The 19,686-nt window shown below is 28.5% G+C and carries 20 protein-coding genes; 17 read left to right on the top strand and 3 right to left on the bottom strand.

Annotated elements, in window-relative coordinates; all coding sequences use genetic code 11:
- Positions 1-13 precede the first annotated feature (13 nt).
- Positions 14-646, bottom strand: coding sequence for a LexA family protein (locus ACWOBP_RS01605; RefSeq protein ID WP_455337168.1), 633 nt, complete (start codon positions 644-646; stop codon positions 14-16).
- A 554-nt stretch (positions 647-1,200) separates the two neighbouring features.
- On the opposite strand from ACWOBP_RS01605, the gene gpmA reads away from it, so the two are divergent.
- Positions 1,201-1,887 carry a 2,3-diphosphoglycerate-dependent phosphoglycerate mutase gene (gene gpmA, locus ACWOBP_RS01600; protein ID WP_060914713.1) on the top strand — a complete coding sequence of 229 codons (687 nt, stop codon included), beginning with the start codon at positions 1,201-1,203 and terminating at the stop codon, positions 1,885-1,887.
- Positions 1,888-1,893: 6 nt separating this feature from the next.
- A complete protein-coding gene (locus ACWOBP_RS01595; protein ID WP_455337167.1) occupies positions 1,894-2,652 on the top strand; it encodes a hypothetical protein in 759 nt (252 codons plus the stop codon).
- 211 nt (positions 2,653-2,863) lie between these two features.
- On the opposite strand, the gene ACWOBP_RS01590 is transcribed toward ACWOBP_RS01595, so the two are convergent.
- Positions 2,864-3,040: an IS3 family transposase gene (locus ACWOBP_RS01590; RefSeq protein WP_455337209.1), complete on the bottom strand. Its 177-nt coding sequence runs from the start codon at positions 3,038-3,040 to the stop codon at positions 2,864-2,866.
- 662 nt (positions 3,041-3,702) lie between these two features.
- On the opposite strand from ACWOBP_RS01590, the gene ACWOBP_RS01585 reads away from it, so the two are divergent.
- Together ACWOBP_RS01585 and ACWOBP_RS01580 are read left to right on the top strand one after the other, a co-directional pair.
- Positions 3,703-4,770 carry an AEC family transporter gene (locus ACWOBP_RS01585; protein WP_455337166.1) on the top strand — a complete coding sequence of 356 codons (1,068 nt, stop codon included), beginning with the start codon at positions 3,703-3,705 and terminating at the stop codon, positions 4,768-4,770.
- Between the two features lie 106 nt (positions 4,771-4,876).
- On the top strand, positions 4,877-5,893 hold the full coding sequence (locus ACWOBP_RS01580; protein ID WP_455337165.1) for a 2-hydroxyacid dehydrogenase: 1,017 nt from the start codon (positions 4,877-4,879) through the stop codon (positions 5,891-5,893).
- A 474-nt stretch (positions 5,894-6,367) separates the two neighbouring features.
- Here ACWOBP_RS01580 and recD2 read toward each other — a convergent pair whose 3' ends face one another.
- On the bottom strand, positions 6,368-8,704 hold the full coding sequence (gene recD2 / locus ACWOBP_RS01575) for an SF1B family DNA helicase RecD2 (protein WP_455337164.1): 2,337 nt from the start codon (positions 8,702-8,704) through the stop codon (positions 6,368-6,370).
- Between the two features lie 210 nt (positions 8,705-8,914).
- Between recD2 and ACWOBP_RS01570 the strand changes: the two genes are divergently transcribed.
- From ACWOBP_RS01570 to priA, 13 genes are all read left to right on the top strand, one after another.
- Positions 8,915-9,691 carry a Nif3-like dinuclear metal center hexameric protein gene (locus ACWOBP_RS01570; RefSeq protein WP_455337163.1) on the top strand — a complete coding sequence of 259 codons (777 nt, stop codon included), beginning with the start codon at positions 8,915-8,917 and terminating at the stop codon, positions 9,689-9,691.
- A gap of 14 nt (positions 9,692-9,705) precedes the next feature.
- Positions 9,706-10,095 carry a transcriptional regulator MntR gene (gene mntR / locus ACWOBP_RS01565; RefSeq protein ID WP_003145030.1) on the top strand — a complete coding sequence of 130 codons (390 nt, stop codon included), beginning with the start codon at positions 9,706-9,708 and terminating at the stop codon, positions 10,093-10,095.
- Positions 10,096-10,107: 12 nt separating this feature from the next.
- Complete coding sequence (locus tag ACWOBP_RS01560; protein WP_455337162.1) at positions 10,108-11,040, top strand: thymidylate synthase; 933 nt, start codon at positions 10,108-10,110, stop codon at positions 11,038-11,040.
- 10 nt (positions 11,041-11,050) lie between these two features.
- Positions 11,051-11,539, top strand: a complete 489-nt coding sequence (locus ACWOBP_RS01555) for a dihydrofolate reductase (protein ID WP_455337161.1) — start codon at positions 11,051-11,053, stop codon at positions 11,537-11,539.
- A gap of 3 nt (positions 11,540-11,542) precedes the next feature.
- Complete coding sequence (locus ACWOBP_RS01550) at positions 11,543-12,385, top strand: DegV family protein (RefSeq protein ID WP_455337160.1); 843 nt, start codon at positions 11,543-11,545, stop codon at positions 12,383-12,385.
- Positions 12,386-12,400: 15 nt separating this feature from the next.
- Positions 12,401-12,655, top strand: coding sequence for an IreB family regulatory phosphoprotein (locus ACWOBP_RS01545; RefSeq protein ID WP_003146016.1), 255 nt, complete (start codon positions 12,401-12,403; stop codon positions 12,653-12,655).
- Entirely contained in the window at positions 12,656-13,084 is a 429-nt protein-coding gene (ruvX, locus tag ACWOBP_RS01540) for a Holliday junction resolvase RuvX (RefSeq protein ID WP_003145599.1), read from the top strand. It abuts the gene before it with no gap.
- A 25-nt stretch (positions 13,085-13,109) separates the two neighbouring features.
- Complete coding sequence (locus tag ACWOBP_RS01535) at positions 13,110-13,415, top strand: DUF1292 domain-containing protein (RefSeq protein WP_003145557.1); 306 nt, start codon at positions 13,110-13,112, stop codon at positions 13,413-13,415.
- 2 nt (positions 13,416-13,417) lie between these two features.
- The gene (gene mltG / locus ACWOBP_RS01530) at positions 13,418-14,548 is read left to right on the top strand and encodes an endolytic transglycosylase MltG (protein ID WP_455337159.1); all 1,131 of its coding nucleotides are present in this window, start codon (positions 13,418-13,420) and stop codon (positions 14,546-14,548) included.
- 188 nt (positions 14,549-14,736) lie between these two features.
- On the top strand, positions 14,737-15,486 hold the full coding sequence (locus tag ACWOBP_RS01525) for an RsmE family RNA methyltransferase (RefSeq protein WP_455337158.1): 750 nt from the start codon (positions 14,737-14,739) through the stop codon (positions 15,484-15,486).
- Positions 15,487-15,498: 12 nt separating this feature from the next.
- Positions 15,499-15,822 carry a DivIVA domain-containing protein gene (locus ACWOBP_RS01520; protein WP_455337157.1) on the top strand — a complete coding sequence of 108 codons (324 nt, stop codon included), beginning with the start codon at positions 15,499-15,501 and terminating at the stop codon, positions 15,820-15,822.
- A 21-nt stretch (positions 15,823-15,843) separates the two neighbouring features.
- The gene (gene coaBC, locus ACWOBP_RS01515) at positions 15,844-17,019 is read left to right on the top strand and encodes a bifunctional phosphopantothenoylcysteine decarboxylase/phosphopantothenate--cysteine ligase CoaBC (RefSeq protein ID WP_455337156.1); all 1,176 of its coding nucleotides are present in this window, start codon (positions 15,844-15,846) and stop codon (positions 17,017-17,019) included.
- Between the two features lie 29 nt (positions 17,020-17,048).
- Positions 17,049-19,412, top strand: coding sequence for a replication restart helicase PriA (priA, locus tag ACWOBP_RS01510; RefSeq protein ID WP_455337155.1), 2,364 nt, complete (start codon positions 17,049-17,051; stop codon positions 19,410-19,412).
- The last annotated feature ends 274 nt before the right edge of the window (positions 19,413-19,686 follow it).

The raw sequence follows: 19,686 nt of genomic DNA, 5'->3' as shown, positions 1-19,686 counted from the left end.
AAAATCAAAAAAATTATAGCTCTCTATATACTCCAACGCATTCTCCGATTATTTCAACGTTACGTGTAACGATAGGTTCGTAATCAGGATTACAAGGATAAAGGATTACATTGTCATTTTTAACGAATATTTTCTTTAAAGAAGCTTCGTTCCAGTCTGTTAGGCGAACAGCTGCAATTTTCCCATTTCTAACTGAACTTTGTTGACGGATAAATACTAAATCACCGTCAAAAATACCAGCTTCAATCATACTATCTCCCTTTACTCTCAGTGCAAAATCGGCTCTCATTCCTTGATCTATGAAAATATGCTCATCATATTCTTCTTCTATATATACACCGTCTCCTGCACAAATTGTACCTAGTATTGGCAGTTTAGATACGTCATCCGAAAAATCTTGCGGTGAGGAAGTATTATTATCGGGAGTGTTGATTTCCATAGTGTCGCAATCACCTACAAGCCAATCTGGATTAACTGATAAAAATTCAGCGATAATAAGAAGTTTATCCCTTTTTGGTGTATATTTTCCTTTTGACCAGTCGCTTATAGATGAAGGTGTAATATTAGTACAACGAGCAAGTTCAGCTTGTTTTATATTCTTTTCTTTTAAACACTTTTTAAATCTAATACTAAATGTTGTAGTCATAATATTTTTCCAATCTAATTTTGTCTATATATAAATTATAAAGTAAACCGTATATAAAATCAAGTAACTTTATAAAAAAGTTAAGAAATATGAATTTTTTACTTGATTTTCGGTTTTCCGTATGTTATTATATAAGTACGATAAGAAATTAAGTTTTACGTATAAAAAGAAAGAAGGTTTATTTTATGTTTATATATTGGATAATTATACTTGTATTATTGGCAAAGGTTTTTACATTTTTTGAAACTAATAAATTGAAGATTGTAAAAAGGGGAAAATTGAATCGTAAAGTGTATTAATTTATTTTATGATTTCAATATAGTTATTATGATAAAAAAATATTATTTACTACTATAAGATTAGGTGAATTATAATTATGATCTAATCTTATTTTTTTATCTTATATATATCAGCAAAATATAGATGTTGACTAATTTAGTACAACGAAGTTATTATAGCGTTTTCATTAATGAAATTGTTATAAAAACTATGTACTAATACTAGAAAATATTGTATAATAAAATTATAATAACAAAACTAGGAGGATTTCTTAAATGAAATTAGTATTAACTAGACATGGTGAAAGCCAATGGAATCTTGAAAACAGATTTACAGGATGGGTTGATGTAGACATCACTGATAAAGGTAGACAAGAAGCTATTAAAGGTGGACAAACTCTTAAAGAATTAGGGCTTACTTTTGATGTAGCTTACACTTCATACCAAAAACGTGCTATCAAAACTTTAAACCTATTCTTAGAAGAATTAGATTTATTATGGATTCCAGTACACAAAAGCTGGAGATTAAATGAAAGACACTATGGAGCTTTACAAGGACTTAACAAAGCTGAAACAGCTGAAAAATACGGTGATGAACAAGTTCACATTTGGAGAAGAAGTTTTGACGTAGCTCCACCTGCATTAGATAAATCTAGTGACATGTACCCAGGAAACATCGATAGATATAAAGAAATTCCAGAAGGAGAAATCCCAACAGGAGAAAGCTTAAAACTTACTATTGATCGTGTATTACCATACTGGGAAAGCGATATTTCTAAACAAATTAAAGCTGGTAAAAACGTACTTATCTCTGCTCACGGTAACAGTTTAAGAGCGTTAATCAAATACTTATTAAACATCTCAGATGAACAAATCTTAGATCTTAACTTACCAACTGGTACTCCATTAGTATTTGAAATCGACGAAAACTTAAACATTATCTCAGCACCAGAATTATTCTAATAAGTAATGAAAAAGCTGATAATATTACTGACAACCTTGCTAATTTTGCAAGGTTGTAGTTCTAAAGGAGATATTTCTACTGACCAATTACAAAATCTTACTAATTCAGTTTCGATAAACCAGCTAGAAAAAACAGAATTTAATAAAAAATATAATAAATTAGTTATTTCAACAAATGATGAGGTAATAACTAAAGAAGGTTTTGATACACTATTAAAATCATTAAAATTAAATAATTTTAATGGGAAATCAGTTAATGTCGAGGGTATTAATTTAAATGAGTTTAGTAATAAAGATTTTAATATAGCTATTATTACTAAGAATAATAATACCGTTGCATTTAGTGTTAAAGATAGCAGTAATAAAAACTATGAAATTACTAATAATAAATATTCAAAAGAGTATATGGAAAATAAATTAAACGAATTTTCTAAAGAGTTAATTAGATTTGATGAGTTAGCAGGAACTATTCAGACTGATCTTGATAAAGGGCGTTCTTTAGGAGATAAAGTAGAGAAGTTTAAAGAGGTATCTGAGAAGGTGAATACTTCTATGTTAACATTAAAATCATTATCTAATAATAATATTGAATATGAAAAATTAGAAGAAGTTAAACAGAAATTAACACGTTTAGAAGCTTTAACAAAAAATGTTATTGCTGCTGTAAATACTTCAGTAGAAAGTAAAAAAGGTACTGCAATAGATACGGCTTTCTTATCTATTAATGATATTGATAAGATAGCTCGTGATTTATCTGCAATGTAGTATTTATAGTTAATCTAGACTATAAAAGAAAATAAGAAGAGTATTATTTGGTATTGTACCAAAAAAGGTTAGACAAAATATTAAGTAATTTTTGTTTAGCATTTTAAACATTAAAATTAGTAATGTAGTGACTTTTGTTCCTTACAGTTGTTTTAGATTTTTTCCCTATTTAGTCAAGGATTTTAAAAAAAGGCGTAACCTTTGTCCTTGACTAACATAGGAGAAACTTAAAACTGTAAAAGGAGTGAAGGTCTTTTTTTATTTGTTCTTTATATTTTTTATAGTTTATAGAACTTAATCTATCTAAGTTCAATTTCATTCTTGCTTCATTATAATCCCTTATATAATAAATAATAGCTTCTTTTAATTCATTTACTCTGTATAATATTTTTGAATGATTCTGAGGTGAAGAAACCTCTATTTATTATATTATCTGAATTTTTTCGTTTTTCTCTTTATCAGAGGTGTATTTTCTAATAGTTCTTACAAATGATAATACAGCTGGTTTTCTCATCAATCTCAAATTTTTAAGTTTTAATGTTTTCATTCTATAACTATATCTTACGCTTCCTTTTTTAGAAATTCTATTTCTTATTATTTTTCAAAAGTAGTATCAAGCTCCATTTTGGAAAGTTTTTCTATTATTTAACAGTACAGTGAAATTAGGTAACTTTAATATCTTTATAAGATTATATTTTGTCTAGAATTTATGTGTTTTTATTAGTTCTTTATAGCGTTATTTTATTAGGTTTGTTATAAGTACAGATTTGAATGAAAAAATTTTTTTGTTATTTTTAAAATTTACTTAAATCATAAAAAAATATATTTGATTGTATTTTTATAAATTTTAATATATTAAATGTTGATTGTCTATTATATCTGTTTTGCTATTGAAAGCGTTAAATAAAAGATTTTCTGTTGTGTTTTATTTTAATTTAAAAAGTTTTAATAGTTTCAGTGTATTGGAAAAATTATTATATAATGATACACTTAGTAAGTCTTAAAAGTGTATTAGTACACTATATTTTTAAAAAAGGAGATTATATAGTTATGAATTTTTTAGATGTTTTTACTAAAACATTAATGAATCAAAAAATTAATACCGCTATCATTTCGAGTATAGCTATTATTTTATTAGGATACTTTTTACGTAAAAAAGGTGTTTTTAATGATTCAATCGGAAAGGTACTTACTTCAGTAGTGCTTACGGTGTCATTACCAGCTCTTGCGTTTAACTCATTCTTAGTCGACATAAATGAAAAGAGTTTAAAACAAGGTCTTAACGTACTAATTTGGGGTATTTTAGTATATATTGTTTTAATTGTTATAAGTAAACCTTTATTTATGAAATTTAAAGGTGATCAACAAGATACAATGCGTGTCCTATCTATTTTTGGATCTACTACATTCTTTGGGATTCCAATAGTAACAGCTATTTATGGTCCAACAGGAACACTTTATGCATCTATCTTTAATATCGGATATCGTATTTTCTTATATTCTTATGGATATATTAAAATGAGTGGATTAAAAATGACGATGAAAAATGTTAAGACAATGTTCTTAAATCCAATTGTTATCGCTACATTCTTAGGTTTATTCATTTGGTTATTCCAAGGAAGTTTACCTCAAGTAGCAGTATCGACTGTAAAAGATGGGCAAACAGTTGTTAAAGAATATGCATTTTTACGATTAGATCAAACATTACCGCAGTTTAAGCAAATCTTGACATACTTATCTAGCTTAGCTTCTCCATTAGCATGGTTAGCTATAGGTGCTACACTAGGTTCGGTATCGTTTAAAGATGCATTATCAAATAAACCAACTTGGTATTATACAGCGGTTAAACTTATCGTTATTCCAGCTATTAATATTGTAATTTTAGCAGTATTAGCTGTGACACACGTTTTACCAGTTGATCTTACAGCTCTAGGAACAATTGTTGTTATGATGGCAACACCTCCAGCAACAGTAGCTGCAGCGTATGCTATTAGCTTTGATAAAGATGCAGTATTAGCATCAAATGCATCATTACTTGGAACATTAGGAGCAGTTATTCTTACTCCAGTATGGATCGTAATTGTACAAATTATCGGTTCATTAGGAATTTTCCATTAATAACAAGATAGATTATTATAATCGGTAATAATAGAAAGACGGGATTGCCGATAAGCAGTCTCGTCTAATTTTTAATAAAAATGAATAAAGAAAGAAGGAAATGAAAATGACATTAAAAGTTGTATGTTATGGTGTTAGACCAAATGAAGTACCATTTTTTGAAAAATTAAATAAATATAATTTTGAATTAAAACTTGTAGAAGAATTATTAAATCATGATAATATTGACACAGCTGAGGGTATGGATGCTGTAATCTTACGTGGTAATTGTGTTGCTGATAGAATTAATATTGAAAAAATGAATGAGTACGGAATTAAATATGTATTTACTCGTACAGTAGGTTTCAATCACATCGATCTTCAAGCAGCAGCTGATTATAATATGAGTGTTGCTCGTGTTCCAGGATACTCTCCAAATGCAATTGCAGAGTTATCTTTAACGCTAGCAATGTCATTATTAAGACACGTTGCTCACACGGTGAACAAAACATCAAAATATGACTTCCGTGTAGATGGAACAATGTTCAGTAAAGAAATTCGAAACTGCAAAGTTGGTATCATCGGAACAGGGAAAATCGGTTTAACTGAAGCAAAACTATTTAAAGGATTAGGTGCTGATGTTTACGGATTTGATGTTTTCCAAAGTGAAGAAGCTAAACATGTAGTTAAATTTGTCGAGATGGATGATTTATTAGAAAAATGTGATATTGTTAGCTTACATGTACCATACTTCCCAGGGAAAAATGATAAGATGGTAAATGCTGAATTTATCTCGAAAATGAAAGATGGGGCAATTTTAATTAATACAGCTCGTGGAGAACTACAAGATAATGCTGCTATTTTAGAAGCTATTAAATCTGGTAAACTTGATGGATTTGGAACAGATGTATTCGCTAATGAAGCAGAATTCTTCTTCAAAAACTTTGAAAACGGAGATGAAATATCAGATCAAGTGGTTAGAGAATTAGTTGATCTATATCCGAAAGTGTTAGTTACGCCACACGTTGGTTCTAACACAGACGAAGCTTTATCAAATATGATTGAAATTAGTTATGATAACCTAAATGACATGTTAACAAAAGGTTCAACAGCGAATGTTATTGAATTGCCAAAAACTAACTAATAATAAGTAAATATATAGGCTGTTGATGAATGGAGAAAATTCATGAATCAATAGCCTAATTTAATAAAAAGTGTAAAAGACGTTAGTTTTTTGTGGGATTTGATTGCTTAGGAAGTAGGAGGAAGCTACACTATATTAAGCAGTGTAGCATTTCTCTATTTTTATATTTAAAACTCTTTGTCAAATTTGGGGCATAAAGTAAAATAGGAGATGAATTCTAGGTGGTAGTATACGACCTAGAATTTTTTTTGTTAATAGCTCTTTAACAAGTGGAGGAGGCGGAGTCTTTGAAATAAAAAAATATCCGTTATAAGAGTGAGAGATAAAAGTTAAATAATTGAAAGATTATTCTTTTTTGATGAAATAAGAGTAGTTCAAGCTCTAAAATAAAGAAAGATCCAAGCGGAAATATCGCCTAGATCTTAGTTACTTTTTATATGTATTGAATTCGATAAAGAGCTTATCAGTATAGCTTTAAATAAAATCAGTTGGTTTTATATCGTCCATACCAATCATTGGATCGATTATATTGATATTTTGAAAATTCAATATATATCCATTTATTTCTTCTTTTATTTCAAGATTTTGCATTTCCGCGTCTCTATCAGTTGTAAAGAACCATTCCAGTGCTGTCTGTCTAGTTACGACATTTGTTGGTTCTATTGACTTGTAAAATACATTTGAGCTACCACAAAGTATCAATTTTTTCTTAGCTCGTGTTATTGCAGTATAAGTTAAGTTTTTGTTTAACATAAAGTTATAATTATCGATAAATGGAATTATAACATTTTCAAATTCTGAGCCTTGTGCCTTGTGAATTGAGCAAGCATAAGAAAGGGTAATTTGGTTTAGCTCTGTTTTTTCATATGTTACATAATTGCCATCATAGTCTATTACGATCTTTACTTTATTTCCTTCTTTATAAATTTGCTCTATATATCCTATATCACCATTAAAAATATTATCTTCAGGTCTATTTACTAACTGCATTACTCGATCATTAACTTTATAGATTAATTCACCATATTCTATTTGCTCTTCGTTGTCATTGAATCTTGATTGAATAGCCATATTTATCTCATTAATGCCACTTGTTCCTTTGTAAATAGGAGCTAATATTTGAATATTTTCTTTAGCAGAACCTTTTATTAAATCATCATAGATGGCTGAGATGACATTTATCATTTCATTTTTGTTTGCAGAGATAAATTCTTTATCATCGAAGTTTTCCAAGACATCAAATGGAATATTATTTTTTATTGAGTGTGAAATGTTTATAATACTCGAATGTTCACTTTGTCTAAAAATTTTATTTAATTTTACTGTAGAAATTGCTTTTGAATTAATTAAATCATTAAGGACATTACCAGGAGCAATAGAAGGAAGCTGATCGTTGTCTCCAACTAATATAATTTTAGCATCTTTGTTAATGATTTTTAGTAAATTGTACATTAAAAATACATCAATCATACTAGATTCATCTATTATAACTAGTTCTGATTTAATAAATTTCTCGCTAACGAATTCTTCCATATTTTCATCTTCTGTACTCCAACCAATAGCTTTATGAATTGTTGAAGCATAAAAGCCGGTACTCTCTGACATTCTTTTTGCAGCTTTACCGGTAGGAGCGCATAAAGTAAGAATATTTCTAGATTCATCAAGTAAATCATGAACACTGTAATTTTTTATTTTTTGGAATATTTTAATTACAGCTAGTATTATAGTGGTTTTCCCGGTACCAGGTCCTCCAGTAAGAATAGCAAAATTATTACGTATACAGTTTTTTATCGCCGCTATTTGTACTATATCGTAAGAAATTTCTAATTCCTCTTCAACTTCATTTATATACTTATCTAGCAAGCTATCACTGATTTCAATTGTATTTTCCTGTTTTAATCTTTGAGTTATATCGCTGTAAATAGAATATTCAGAGTAGTATATTTCTGGTAAAAATACTCTGTCTTCGATTTCTATTAATTTTCCAGTGTCTAAGGCATATGTATAGGAGTTTAATATATCTTCTTTTGAGACTGCTATATTACGTGATGAGTATAATATATTAAACGTATTGTAAAGCAGGTTGTTTTTAGAAATATATGTATTTCCTGTTGAAAAACAATATGAATTTATAGTATAAATAAAGGCGTATAGAATTCTTTCGCGATCATTTGCAGCTATTTCATTTGTTTCAGCTATTTTATCTACAGTTTTAAAGTTGATTCCTTTAATATCTTTAATTAATGAATAAGGATTTTCTGTAATGGTACGTAGTGTGTTATGTTTATAGAAGTTATATATTTTTAGAATTAAATTATTACTTAGATTGTACTCGTTTAGTTTAAGAATTATATCTTGTGTCTGTTTATTTGCAACAATAGTAGCATAAATCGTATCTTTTCGTTGCTCAGGAATACCTTTTATTTTAAATAGAGAATCTTTATCTTCATATATTTTATCTAAAGCATCTACTCCTAAAGTATCAACGATTAATTCTGCTGTTTTTCTCCCAACACCTTGAAATATAGAACTTGATAGATAAGACACTATAGCTTCTTTATCTTTTTCGATAACGGGTTCTACAACAATTGCTGATAATTGAGTTCCATATTTTCTGTGTTGTACTATTTCGCCTTTGAACGAATAAAGATCATCTTCTACAAATTCAAAATCATTAAAAGTACCAACTACACTAAGATAATCCCCATCAACAAAATCGTACTGATCATTTAAAAATATAGATAATATATAGTAATTATTCTCTTTGTTATGAAAAATAACTTTATTTAAATAACCTTCTACAGTTTGCATAATTAACTCCTATTAATTTCTTTATATGAACAATGATAATATATTATAGTAAAAATGTCTAGTAGGTGGATATGATTATACTTTTATAGATATGAAAAAATTATTAAAGAAAATAAATATGTTATTTTAATTACAAACTATGTTTCGTTATGGCAATATTTTTTATAAAGTGTTATAATAATGTGATAACAATTAAAGGAGGTTGGATTTGTGATCACTGTAAAAGATGTATATAATCAACTAAATGTATTAGCAGATGTTAAACTTGCTGAAAAATGGGACAATGTTGGCTTAATGTTAGGTGATAATAATAGTAATGTTAATAAAATTTTAGTTTGTTTAGATGTAACTACAAAAGTAGTAGAAGAAGCTGTGGAAAATAATGTAGATTTAATAGTTTCTCATCATCCTCTTATTTTTAAACCATTGAAATCATTGGATTTTACAGATGATTTCAAGTCTAATATTATTAGAGATTTAATAAAGAATGATATTTCAGTAATTTCATTTCACACTAATTTGGATTCAGCGAAATTAGGTCTTAACGATTATTTGGCTAAATTACTTGATTTGGATGATATTAGAGTATTATTTGAACATAATTTAGATAAAGAAGCTGGACTAGGAAGAATAGGAAAATTATCTTCATCATTATCTGTAGAAGATTTTATAGTATATATTAAGGAAAAATTCTTATTGGATAGTGTTTCTACTGTTATTGGGAATGATAAAGAAATTAAAACAGTAGCATTATTAGGAGGAAGCGGGGCCGACTTTCTATATTCACTACCAGACGTTGATATCTACTTGACAGGTGATGTAGGGTATCATGCTGCACTTGATGCTATAGAAATGAAAAAAAATATTATTGATATTGGTCATTTTACAGAAAGTTTAGTAAAAGATTTATTAAAAGACTATCTTTCTAAGCAAGGTATTGAAGTTATTAAATCAAATGTGGAGGAATCACCATTTAAAATTTTATAAAGGAGGAATATAATATGGCAAAAGCCACACCGACTATGGAAGATTATATTGAAGTAATTTATTCTTTGGTAAAAAATAAAGGCTATGCACGAAGTGCGGATATAGCAGAAAAACTAGACGTTTATCCATCTACTGTAACTAAAATGTTGAAAAAACTTGATGTTGAAGGCTATATTGTATATGAAAAATATAGAGGTATTGCCCTAACTGAGCAAGGAGAAAAAATGGGTGAATATGCTTTAACAAGACATGAGTTATTAGAAGATTTTCTAAGACTAATAGGAGTAGACGAAGATAAAGTTTATGAAGAAGTAGAGGGTATTGAGCATCATTTTGGTAAAAGTTCATTAGAGAAAATTAAAGATTTGATGAAATACCTAAGAGAACATAACTATAAAGCGTAATGGAGAATTAGAGTGGCTGATAAAGAGTATTTAAAATTATGTAATCATATTTTAGAAAACGGAATAGAAAAAGAAGATAGAACAGGGGTTGGTACAAAGAGTATATTTGGATACCAAATGAAGTTTGATTTATCTGAGGGATTCCCATTATTGACTACAAAAAAAGTAAACTTCAATTTAGTATGGTCTGAACTATTGTGGTTCATTAAAGGAGATACTAATATTAAGTTTTTACTTGAAAATAAAAATAATATTTGGAATGAGTGGGCCTTTAAAAAATGGATAGAAAGTGATGAGTATACTGGGCCAGATATGACAGATTTTGGTCATAGAACTCTAGTTGATGAAGAGTTTTCTAAACAATATAAAGAGCAAATGTCAATATTTAAAGAACGAGTTCTAACAGATGATGAATTTTCAGAAAAATACGGTGATTTAGGTAATGTTTACGGTAAACAATGGAGAGATTTTAATGGTGTCGACCAATTAAAAAATGTTGTTGAACAAATTAAGAGTAATCCATCATCTCGTCGTTTAATCGTTTCATCATGGAATCCAGCAGAAGTCGATACAATGGCACTTCCTCCTTGTCACTCGTTGTTCCAATTTTATGTGAATGATGGGAAATTAAGTTGTCAATTATACCAACGAAGCGGTGATGTGTTTTTAGGTGTTCCATTTAATATTGCTTCTTATTCATTACTTACTATTTTGATTGCTAAGGAATGTGGGCTTGAAGTGGGTGAATTTGTGCATACTTTAGGTGATGCGCATATTTACAAAAATCACTTTGAACAAGTAAAAGAACAAATGTCTAGAACACCATATTCATTACCGGAATTAAAAATAAATGCTTTTGAAAGTATTTTTGATCTTAAAATAGAAGACGTAGAAATTGTAAATTACGAGAGTCATCCGTTTATTAAAGCACCAATAGCAGTTTAGGAGGGATAATATGTTATCACTAATAGTTGCATATGATAAAAATAAATCTATAGGACAAGAAAATACGATTCCATGGCGTTTAAAGAGTGATATGTTGAGAGTTAAAGAATTAACTACTAACCAGACTATTATCATGGGCCGTAAAACATTGGACAGTATTGGTAGAGCGCTACCGAATAGGATAAATAGAGTATTAACTCGTGATAAGAATTCTTTAAGTCACTATTCAAATATTGAAGTATATACTGATGATTCGATTCTAGAAAATATAAAAACGGAAAAGGCATATATTTTTGGCGGAGGAATGATTTATAATAAATATTTCGATAAATGTGATGAAATGTTTATAACAGAAGTAAATACAATTGTAGAAGCTGATACTAAATTTCCTGAATTTGATGAAAATGAGTGGGAATTAATAAGTCGTGAAGAATTCTTCAAAGATGAATATAATGAGTTTGATTTCGTATTTTTACATTATAAAAGAAAGAGGAAATAATAAATGTTAGAAAAAGTGAAGATAATTATTGATTCGTCAAGTGATTTAACTTTTGATGAAATTGAGAAATATAATGTGGATGTAATTCCTCTAACAATTAATATTGATGGAAATGAGTATGATTACCGTACAATAAGTAATGATGAGTATATTGAAAGAATGAGAACAGCTACATCTTATTCAACTAGTCAACCGGCAATCGGTAAGTTTTTAGAAGCTTATGAAAAATGGACGAAAGAAGGGTATAAGGTGATTGTTTTAACACTTTCTTCTGCTTTAAGTGGTACGTATAATACCGCGGTTACAGCAAGTTCAGAATTTGAGGGGATACATGTTGTTGATACTAAGACAACAACACGAGGTATGTTTTTCTTACTTAAAGAGTGTTTAAAACAACTCGAAGAAAATGTATCTGTGGAGGAAATTGCGGAGAACTTAAGAGAGAAAGCTAAAAATATTTTAACGTATGTTACAATCGATAAACTTGACAATTTGGTAAAAGGTGGTAGACTAAGTAAGTCACAAGCTTTAATTGGAGGTTTACTAAATATTAAAGTTTTAACGCAGTTAAAAGAAACTGAGTTAGTTGCCTTAGATAAAGTTCGTGGTAAGAAAAAATTAGTTCAAACTTTAATTAAACATATTGAAGAAGCGAAACAAGGAAAAACAATAAAAAGTATCAGCTTGCCAAATGCTTTAGCTGATGAGTATGTAGCTTTAATCAAATCAGAATTAAAAGAAGTATTTGGTTATGAAGTAAGTGAAGATGAAATATTTACTACAACGCCAATTATTTCGACACATACAGGAGAAAATGCAGTAGGTATCTTAGTAGAGTTAGTATAATCGGAGGTAAAGATTATGACAAATTTCGATGAAACAAGATTATTTGATAGCAATTTTTATGATAAAAATGATATTCACAACATTTTAAAAAATGTTGTGGAAACAATTAAACAGCGTGGATATGATCCTATTAATCAGTTAATGGGATATATTAAAACGGCTGACCCAGTATATATTCCTAGAGATAATCACGCAAGAGAGCAAATAAGATTGATTGATATGGATGATATACTAGAGTACTTATTATACTTTTTTATACAGGAGTCTTAGATGTTAGATAAAAGAATTATGGGGCTTGATTACGGATCAAAAACTATAGGTGTTGCCGTTAGTGATTTGTTAGGTTTTACTGCCCAAGGTATTGAAACTATTAATATTAATGAGCAGGTTAAAGATTTTAAAATTAAAAGGATTAAAGAATTAGTTCAAGAGCATAATGTAGGAACAATAGTGGTTGGTCTTCCAAAAAATATGGATAATTCTGTAGGATTTAGAGGCGAAGCGACACTGTATTTTGTAGAAGTATTGAAAAAGAAAATTAAGAATGTTGAAATAATTTTACAAGATGAGCGCTTAACGACGATGGGCGCAGAAAGAGTACTTCTTGAGGCTAATGTTTCAAGAAAAAAAAGAAAAAATGTTATTGATAAAATGGCTGCTGTATTAATATTGCAGACATATTTAGATAAATTAAATTAATATAAGATCTCAGGAGGATAATAAAATGCAAGAGAAGGATTTAAAAAATATTAGTATCGATAATACTGAAGAGGTATACACACTTAGTACGTTAGAAGGTGAAGAAAAAGAATACCGCAAAATTTTAGAATTTACAAACCCAACAAACGGTAACCTATATTATATCTTTGCTGAAGAAGAAACAATCGATGAAGAGGAAATTAGTATTTTTCCAATGGTGTGTGTCGAAGATGGTGAAGATAGTGTAAGATTTGAACCGGTTGAGACGGATGAAGAATACGATATGATTTCAGAAGTATTAGATACTTTCTACTACGATGAGAGTGAGTAAAAATGAGAGAAGATAAAATAAGAAGAAGTAGAGAATTAAGAGAAAAAAATAGGAAGAAAAAATCTATCATTCCTATCTTATTGACAATAATACTTGTTATTGGAATCGGAATATTATCATTATTTTACTATATGATAACACCAGTCGATAAGAGCAATAATAAAGATATTAGAATTGAAGTTAAAGAAAACTATGGAAGTGCAAAGATAGCACAAGAATTAAAGGCAAAAGGTTTAATTCGTAATGAAGAAGTGTTTAAGATGTATGCGAGATTATCCCCTAATGCATCGTTTTATGTTGGAAATTTTAATTTAAAACAAAGTATGAGTTTACCTCAAATAATTCAAGAGTTAGCGGCTAAAGATAAAGCGAGTTCTGGTAATACATTTGCATTAATTGAAGGTGATAGCATACTTAAGATTGCTAAGAATTTAGAAAAGACAAAATTAAGTGGAAATGAGTTTTTAGAGAAAGTTAATGATGCTGAATTTATCAAAAAACTACAGAAACAATTTCCAGAGCTAATTACTAATGAAGTATTTGGTAAAGATATTAAATATGCACTAGAGGGGTACTTGTATCCAGCAATTTATGATATAAATGATGATGAAACAGTAGAGAGTTTAATTACTAAGATGGTCAAATTAACGGATGAAAAGGTTGTTCCATTGTACAATAAGAATAATAAAGTATGGAAAGTAAATGGTAAACAAACTCAAATTTCTATCCATGATTATATTACTATGGGTAGTATACTTGAAAAAGAATCTACTAAATCTGACGAGAATAAACTCATTGCTAGTGTATTCTTAAATAGATTAGCGCAGGGGATGAAACTACAAACTGATCCATCAGCTAATTATGCAGCTGATAAGTTAACAGGAGCTCCAACACAGGTAGAATTATCATTAAATTCACCTTATAATACATATGTTGTGATAGGTTTACCTCCTGGTCCAATTTCTTCTGTTGGGGCAACTTCTTATGAGGCATTAAATAATGCTGAGAATACAGAGTATCTATATTTCTTGCATGCAACAAAAGATGGAAAAGCATATTTCTCTAAAACATATGCTGAACATGAAGCATTAGCTAAAGAGCATATTGAAGGTTATATTCCAGCTGGAAGTTAATTAGGATATTATAAATTGAATATTAATGAAAATTTTGTTTGGATTATTTTTAAGCTGAATTTAATAAAAAAAGTAGCGACTTGTAAATTCTATTTACGAGTCGTTACTTTTATATTAGGGATGCTACTATTGAATTAATATGGATTATAGGGTAAAATTAGTTGTAAGATTAAAATTTAGGAGTGTTTATGCAACAGTATTTTATAAATGAAGATTTGAATGTTGAATCAACATATGAATTGTCTAAAGATGACAGTAATCATATTGTAAGAATTATGAGAAAGAAAATAGAAGATAAAGTATATGTTGTATTTAATAATGAAGTTAAATACATTTGTACAATTGTTGATAATAATGTGGACAAAGTTCTTGTTACGCCGTATGAACAAGTAATAGGTACTAATGAATTATCGACGAAAATAACAGTGGCTATTCCGCCATTAAAAAATGATAAAATTGAATATTTAATGCAAAAATTAACTGAACTGGGCGTTAATAATATAGTGCTATTTAATTCTGAGAGAAATGTCGCTAAGGTAAAGAAAGATAAGGTAGATTCTAAATTAAATAGATGGAATAAAATCGTAAAAGAGGCTGCAGAGCAATCTAAGAGAAATATAATTCCTGATATCACTTATGTTGATAGTTTGAAAGATTTAATTGCATTTTCTGAAAAATTCGATCATAAAGTTGTAGCTTATGAGAAGGAATCTGTTAATGAGGAGAATATCAATCTTAAAAATTTACTTAATTCGAATTTAAGTGATAAAGAGGTTATAGCAGTATTTGGAAGTGAAGGTGGACTTTCTGAGCAAGAGGTGGATCTTTTAACTGAAAATAAATTTGATGTGATAGGATTAGGAAAAAGAATACTAAGAGCCGAAACTGCACCATTATATTTTGTTAGTTGCGTCGCATATTTTAGTGAATTTAATTAAAGGAGTCAAATTATGAGTGTTGAATTAAACTTAACAGCAAAAGAAATATATGAAAAAGAATTTAAAAAAAGTAGAGTCAAAGGATATAGTGAAGAAGATGTTAATGACTATTTAGATTTAATAATTGAAGACTATATGAAGTTAGATAAACTTATGACTAGATTAAAAGAATTAGAAATAGAAAATCAAAACTTAAAGATAAAAATAGAAGCGATTAAGAGTTCTAGTCGTGAAGATAAGCCGGTTCAGGTTACTAACTTAGATATTTTAAAAAGATTATCGAAACTTGAAACAGCTGTTTTCGGTACAAATAACGTAGATCACGATTTATATTAATTATGTTTAGAGGGGTATTCCATGAATATTTTATTAATAGTTTCTGGGGGGATTGCAGCATACAAATCAATTGATTTATGCAGTTCTCTTGTGAAGAAAGGTAATAGTGTAAAAGTAGTGCTTACAAAAAATGCTGAAAATTTTGTTACACAACTACCTTTTCAAACTTTAACAAAAAATAGAGTTTATACAAGTACTTTTGAAGAAATTGATGAAAACGAAATACAACATATAGATTTAACAAAATGGGCGGAAAAGATTGTTGTAGCACCAGCTACAGCTAATTTAATTTCAAAATTTGCAAATGGAATTGCAGATGATTTAGCTACTTCATTAATGCTGGCAGTGAGAGATGTGACTAAAGTTTATATTGTTCCTGCAATGAATACATTTATGTATAGAAATCCAATTATTCAAGAAAATATGAATAAACTAATAAAACTTGGATTTAAATTTGTAGAGCCAGATAGCGGTCTATTAGCATGTGGGGATGTTGGAGAAGGTAAATTTCCGTCTATTGATAAAATTGAGAGTTTTATTTTTCATGAAGTTGAACAAGATTTGAAAGGTAAAAAAGTTCTAGTGACTGCAGGGCCTACGAAAGAATTCATCGATCCATTTAGATGTTTAACTAATCCCTCTACAGGGAAAATGGGTATCTCTCTTGCAAATGAATGTGCAAGAAGAGGAGCAGAGGTAATATTAGTATCTAGCATTGATAATGATACTATAAGTAGTAAAGTAAAGAAAATAAAAATCACTAGTACAAATGATATGTTTGAAGCGGTGAAAAATAATTTCAAAGATTGTGATTTTATCATAAAAGCAGCAGCTGTATCAGATTATACACCCGTACAAGTTTTTGAAAAAAAAGTAAAAAAACAAGAAGGAAATTTAACAATTGAATTTCAAAGAACACAAGATATTCTAAAATATGTTGGGGAAAATAAAACAGATAAACAAAAAGTTATTGGTTTTGCTGCGGAAACAAATAATTTGATAGAGTACGCAAAAGAAAAAATAATTAAGAAAAATCTTGATTATATTGTTGCTAATGATATATCTAAAAAAGATATAGGTTTTGGTAGTGATGATAATGAGGTCTATATAATAGATAAACACAATAATATCAAAAAAATTGATAAGAGTAGTAAAAATAATATAGCAAAAGCTATAGTTGATGAAATATCAAAATAAATTAACTTTAATTTTAAGGAGGTGAGATTATGTATGCTGAGGTAATAATTGATGTAAATAATCATAATGTTAATCAAGTTTATTCTTATCTTGTACCTGAGGAATTTAAAGACAGGGATATTGTAGGATATAGAGTTGAGGTTCCTTTTGGAACAAGAACGGTTCAAGGTTATATAGTAGATACTAGAAGAGAAAATTCAGAAATAGAATCAACGAATAAGTTTAAATATATAAAAAAACTAAAGGATGATTTTCCAATATTAACAAAAGAAATGATTCTGTTATCAAAAGTAATGGCGGATGAACTTTTTTGTACAAGAATACAGGCCATTGAAACAATTGTTCCAACGAGCTTAAAGAATAAGTATGTAGAATATTATGAGCTACTTGATGCTAATAAAACATTACTTTTAGATTATGCAAAACATTTCAATATGGATAACTTAATTGAAAAAAATAAATTCGAAAAGTTATTTTCAATTGAACAAATAGGCTACTTAATCTCACTAAAAGCTGTAAGACTTATAAGTAGGATTAAAGAAATTAAAAATAACGAAACAGAAGAGTTCTTTGTGTTGAACAAATATAAGGATGTTAAATTAACAAAAAAACAAAAAGAATTAGTCGACTATTTAATTATTAATAATAAAATAAAAAAATCAAAGGTTAAAGATAAACTTAGCATAGGTAACTCTGTTACGAAAAAACTACTTGAAAAAAATGTAATTAGAATTATTGAAGAAGATGTTAAACATGATATAAATACATCTATACTAGAAAATAATACGAAGCTAAGTGAACATCAACAAAGAATTTATGACAGAATTAGCGAGAATTTTGATAGTAAAAAGTTCAATGAGTATCTTTTGCATGGTGTTACAGGTGCTGGGAAAACAGAGATTTATATAAAACTTGTTGAAGAGGTTGTTAAAAAAGGAAAAGATGCTATAATATTAGTTCCTGAGATTATATTAACACCTCAAATTGAAAAGAAATTTAGAAAAGTATTTAGCGATAATATAGCGGTTATACATTCTAGATTAAATTCAAAAGAAAAGTATAATGAGTGGAAAAAAATTCGAGATGGTAAGGTTAAAATATGCTTAGGTACTCGTTCAGCAGTTTTTGCGCCGTTTAATAATCTAGGTATTATTATCATTGATGAAGAGCATGAAAATAGTTATAAACAGACTGAGTCACCAAGGTATGATGCGAAGGATATTGCTAGAAAGCGTGGAATCTATAATAAATCTACGGTAGTATATGCTAGTGCAACACCTTCAGTTGATTTATATTATAATTTTGAAAAAAATAATCCTAACAATTTATTAAAACTTACCCATAGGTTTAATAATAAATTACCTATGATAAATATAGTGCATACCGAAGAAAAAGAAGATGTGATTGCTAGTGAATTGCTTATTAGAATTAAACAAAAAATAGAGAAGAAAGAGCAAGTGCTTTTATTAATGAATAAACGTGGTTATACTAACTTTATTCGTTGTTTTTCGTGTGGACATTTATATAAATGTGAAAATTGTGATATAAGTTTAAACTACCATAAACATGATAATTTATTGCATTGTCATTTTTGTGGATATCAAAAGAAAATTTCTAATATACCTAAATGTTGTGAACATCCAGAATTAGTTTCGGGGAATTATGGAATACAGCGCGTTGAAGAGTACCTATATCAAAATATACCAGATGTTAGAATTACAAGGATGGACTCTGATACAACTAGTAGAAAAGGAGCATATGAAAGGCTACTTACTGATTTTAAAAATCACAAATCTGATATTCTATTAGGAACGCAGATGATCTCGAAAGGACTAGATTTTCCAAATATTACTTTAGTTGGTGTATTATCTATTGATAATATGATAGCACTGCCTAGTTTTAAAGCAAATGAGAAACTATTCCAATTACTAGTTCAAACAGCTGGTAGGGCTGGACGAAGTGAGAAGGATGGGGAAGTTGTCTTTCAAACTAATATAGCTAGTAATATACTAGATTATGCAATTGAACATAGCTATGAGAAGTTTTATAAATATGAACTTAACAGAAGAAAGTTAATAGACTATCCACCGTTTTGTAAAATCTCTTTTATAACTATAAAAGGGTATGATGAACAAAAGACGGAACGTGTTGCTAAAATGATATTTGATTTTATTAGTAAAAAGCAAACTAATTTATCAATATTAGGGCCTAATAAGAGTCTTTTTTATAAAATAAATAATGAATATAAATTTAATATTGCGATAAGATACCAAGATGAAGATTATAGTAAACTGTTTCCTTTATTAAAGTATATTAATGATTATTTTGCTGAAAGTTTTTCTAGAGAAAAAATTACAATAACGATTGATAATTCTGCACTGGATTATATGTAAATGGGGCTGACCCAAAAGCTTTAAAATTTAACAAAGTTCATATGAAAACTCATAGACGCAGTGGTTTATTGATATCTAAAATCGCTTTTTAAAAGCTTTTAAGATATCTAATAAACTGTGCGGGGGTGAATCAATTTCTCTGAAATCACGATTTTTGAGTCACTCCCAAAAATCAATTGTATAATTTTAAATAAATCAACTCAAATTAAAACTATTTTGAGTTGATTTATTTTTTTCAAAAAACTGTAAAAGTTTGAAAAAAACGCGATTTTAT

Source organism: Gemella parahaemolysans, assembly GCF_053758945.1.
The sequence above is the reverse complement of the archived record's forward strand: the minus strand, read 5'-3'. Positions and strand labels throughout refer to the sequence as shown.

Coding starts and splice junctions, on each gene's coding strand:
- ACWOBP_RS01605 (WP_455337168.1), bottom strand. CDS start 646: ATGACTACAACATTTAGTATTAGATTTAAAAAGTGTTTAAAAGAAAAG.
- gpmA (WP_060914713.1), top strand. CDS start 1,201: ATGAAATTAGTATTAACTAGACATGGTGAAAGCCAATGGAATCTTGAA.
- ACWOBP_RS01595 (WP_455337167.1), top strand. CDS start 1,894: ATGAAAAAGCTGATAATATTACTGACAACCTTGCTAATTTTGCAAGGT.
- ACWOBP_RS01585 (WP_455337166.1), top strand. CDS start 3,703: ATGAATTTTTTAGATGTTTTTACTAAAACATTAATGAATCAAAAAATT.
- ACWOBP_RS01580 (WP_455337165.1), top strand. CDS start 4,877: ATGACATTAAAAGTTGTATGTTATGGTGTTAGACCAAATGAAGTACCA.
- recD2 (WP_455337164.1), bottom strand. CDS start 8,704: ATGCAAACTGTAGAAGGTTATTTAAATAAAGTTATTTTTCATAACAAA.
- mntR (WP_003145030.1), top strand. CDS start 9,706: ATGGCAAAAGCCACACCGACTATGGAAGATTATATTGAAGTAATTTAT.
- ACWOBP_RS01555 (WP_455337161.1), top strand. CDS start 11,051: ATGTTATCACTAATAGTTGCATATGATAAAAATAAATCTATAGGACAA.
- ACWOBP_RS01550 (WP_455337160.1), top strand. CDS start 11,543: ATGTTAGAAAAAGTGAAGATAATTATTGATTCGTCAAGTGATTTAACT.
- ACWOBP_RS01545 (WP_003146016.1), top strand. CDS start 12,401: ATGACAAATTTCGATGAAACAAGATTATTTGATAGCAATTTTTATGAT.
- ruvX (WP_003145599.1), top strand. CDS start 12,656: ATGTTAGATAAAAGAATTATGGGGCTTGATTACGGATCAAAAACTATA.
- ACWOBP_RS01535 (WP_003145557.1), top strand. CDS start 13,110: ATGCAAGAGAAGGATTTAAAAAATATTAGTATCGATAATACTGAAGAG.
- mltG (WP_455337159.1), top strand. CDS start 13,418: ATGAGAGAAGATAAAATAAGAAGAAGTAGAGAATTAAGAGAAAAAAAT.
- ACWOBP_RS01525 (WP_455337158.1), top strand. CDS start 14,737: ATGCAACAGTATTTTATAAATGAAGATTTGAATGTTGAATCAACATAT.
- ACWOBP_RS01520 (WP_455337157.1), top strand. CDS start 15,499: ATGAGTGTTGAATTAAACTTAACAGCAAAAGAAATATATGAAAAAGAA.
- coaBC (WP_455337156.1), top strand. CDS start 15,844: ATGAATATTTTATTAATAGTTTCTGGGGGGATTGCAGCATACAAATCA.
- priA (WP_455337155.1), top strand. CDS start 17,049: ATGTATGCTGAGGTAATAATTGATGTAAATAATCATAATGTTAATCAA.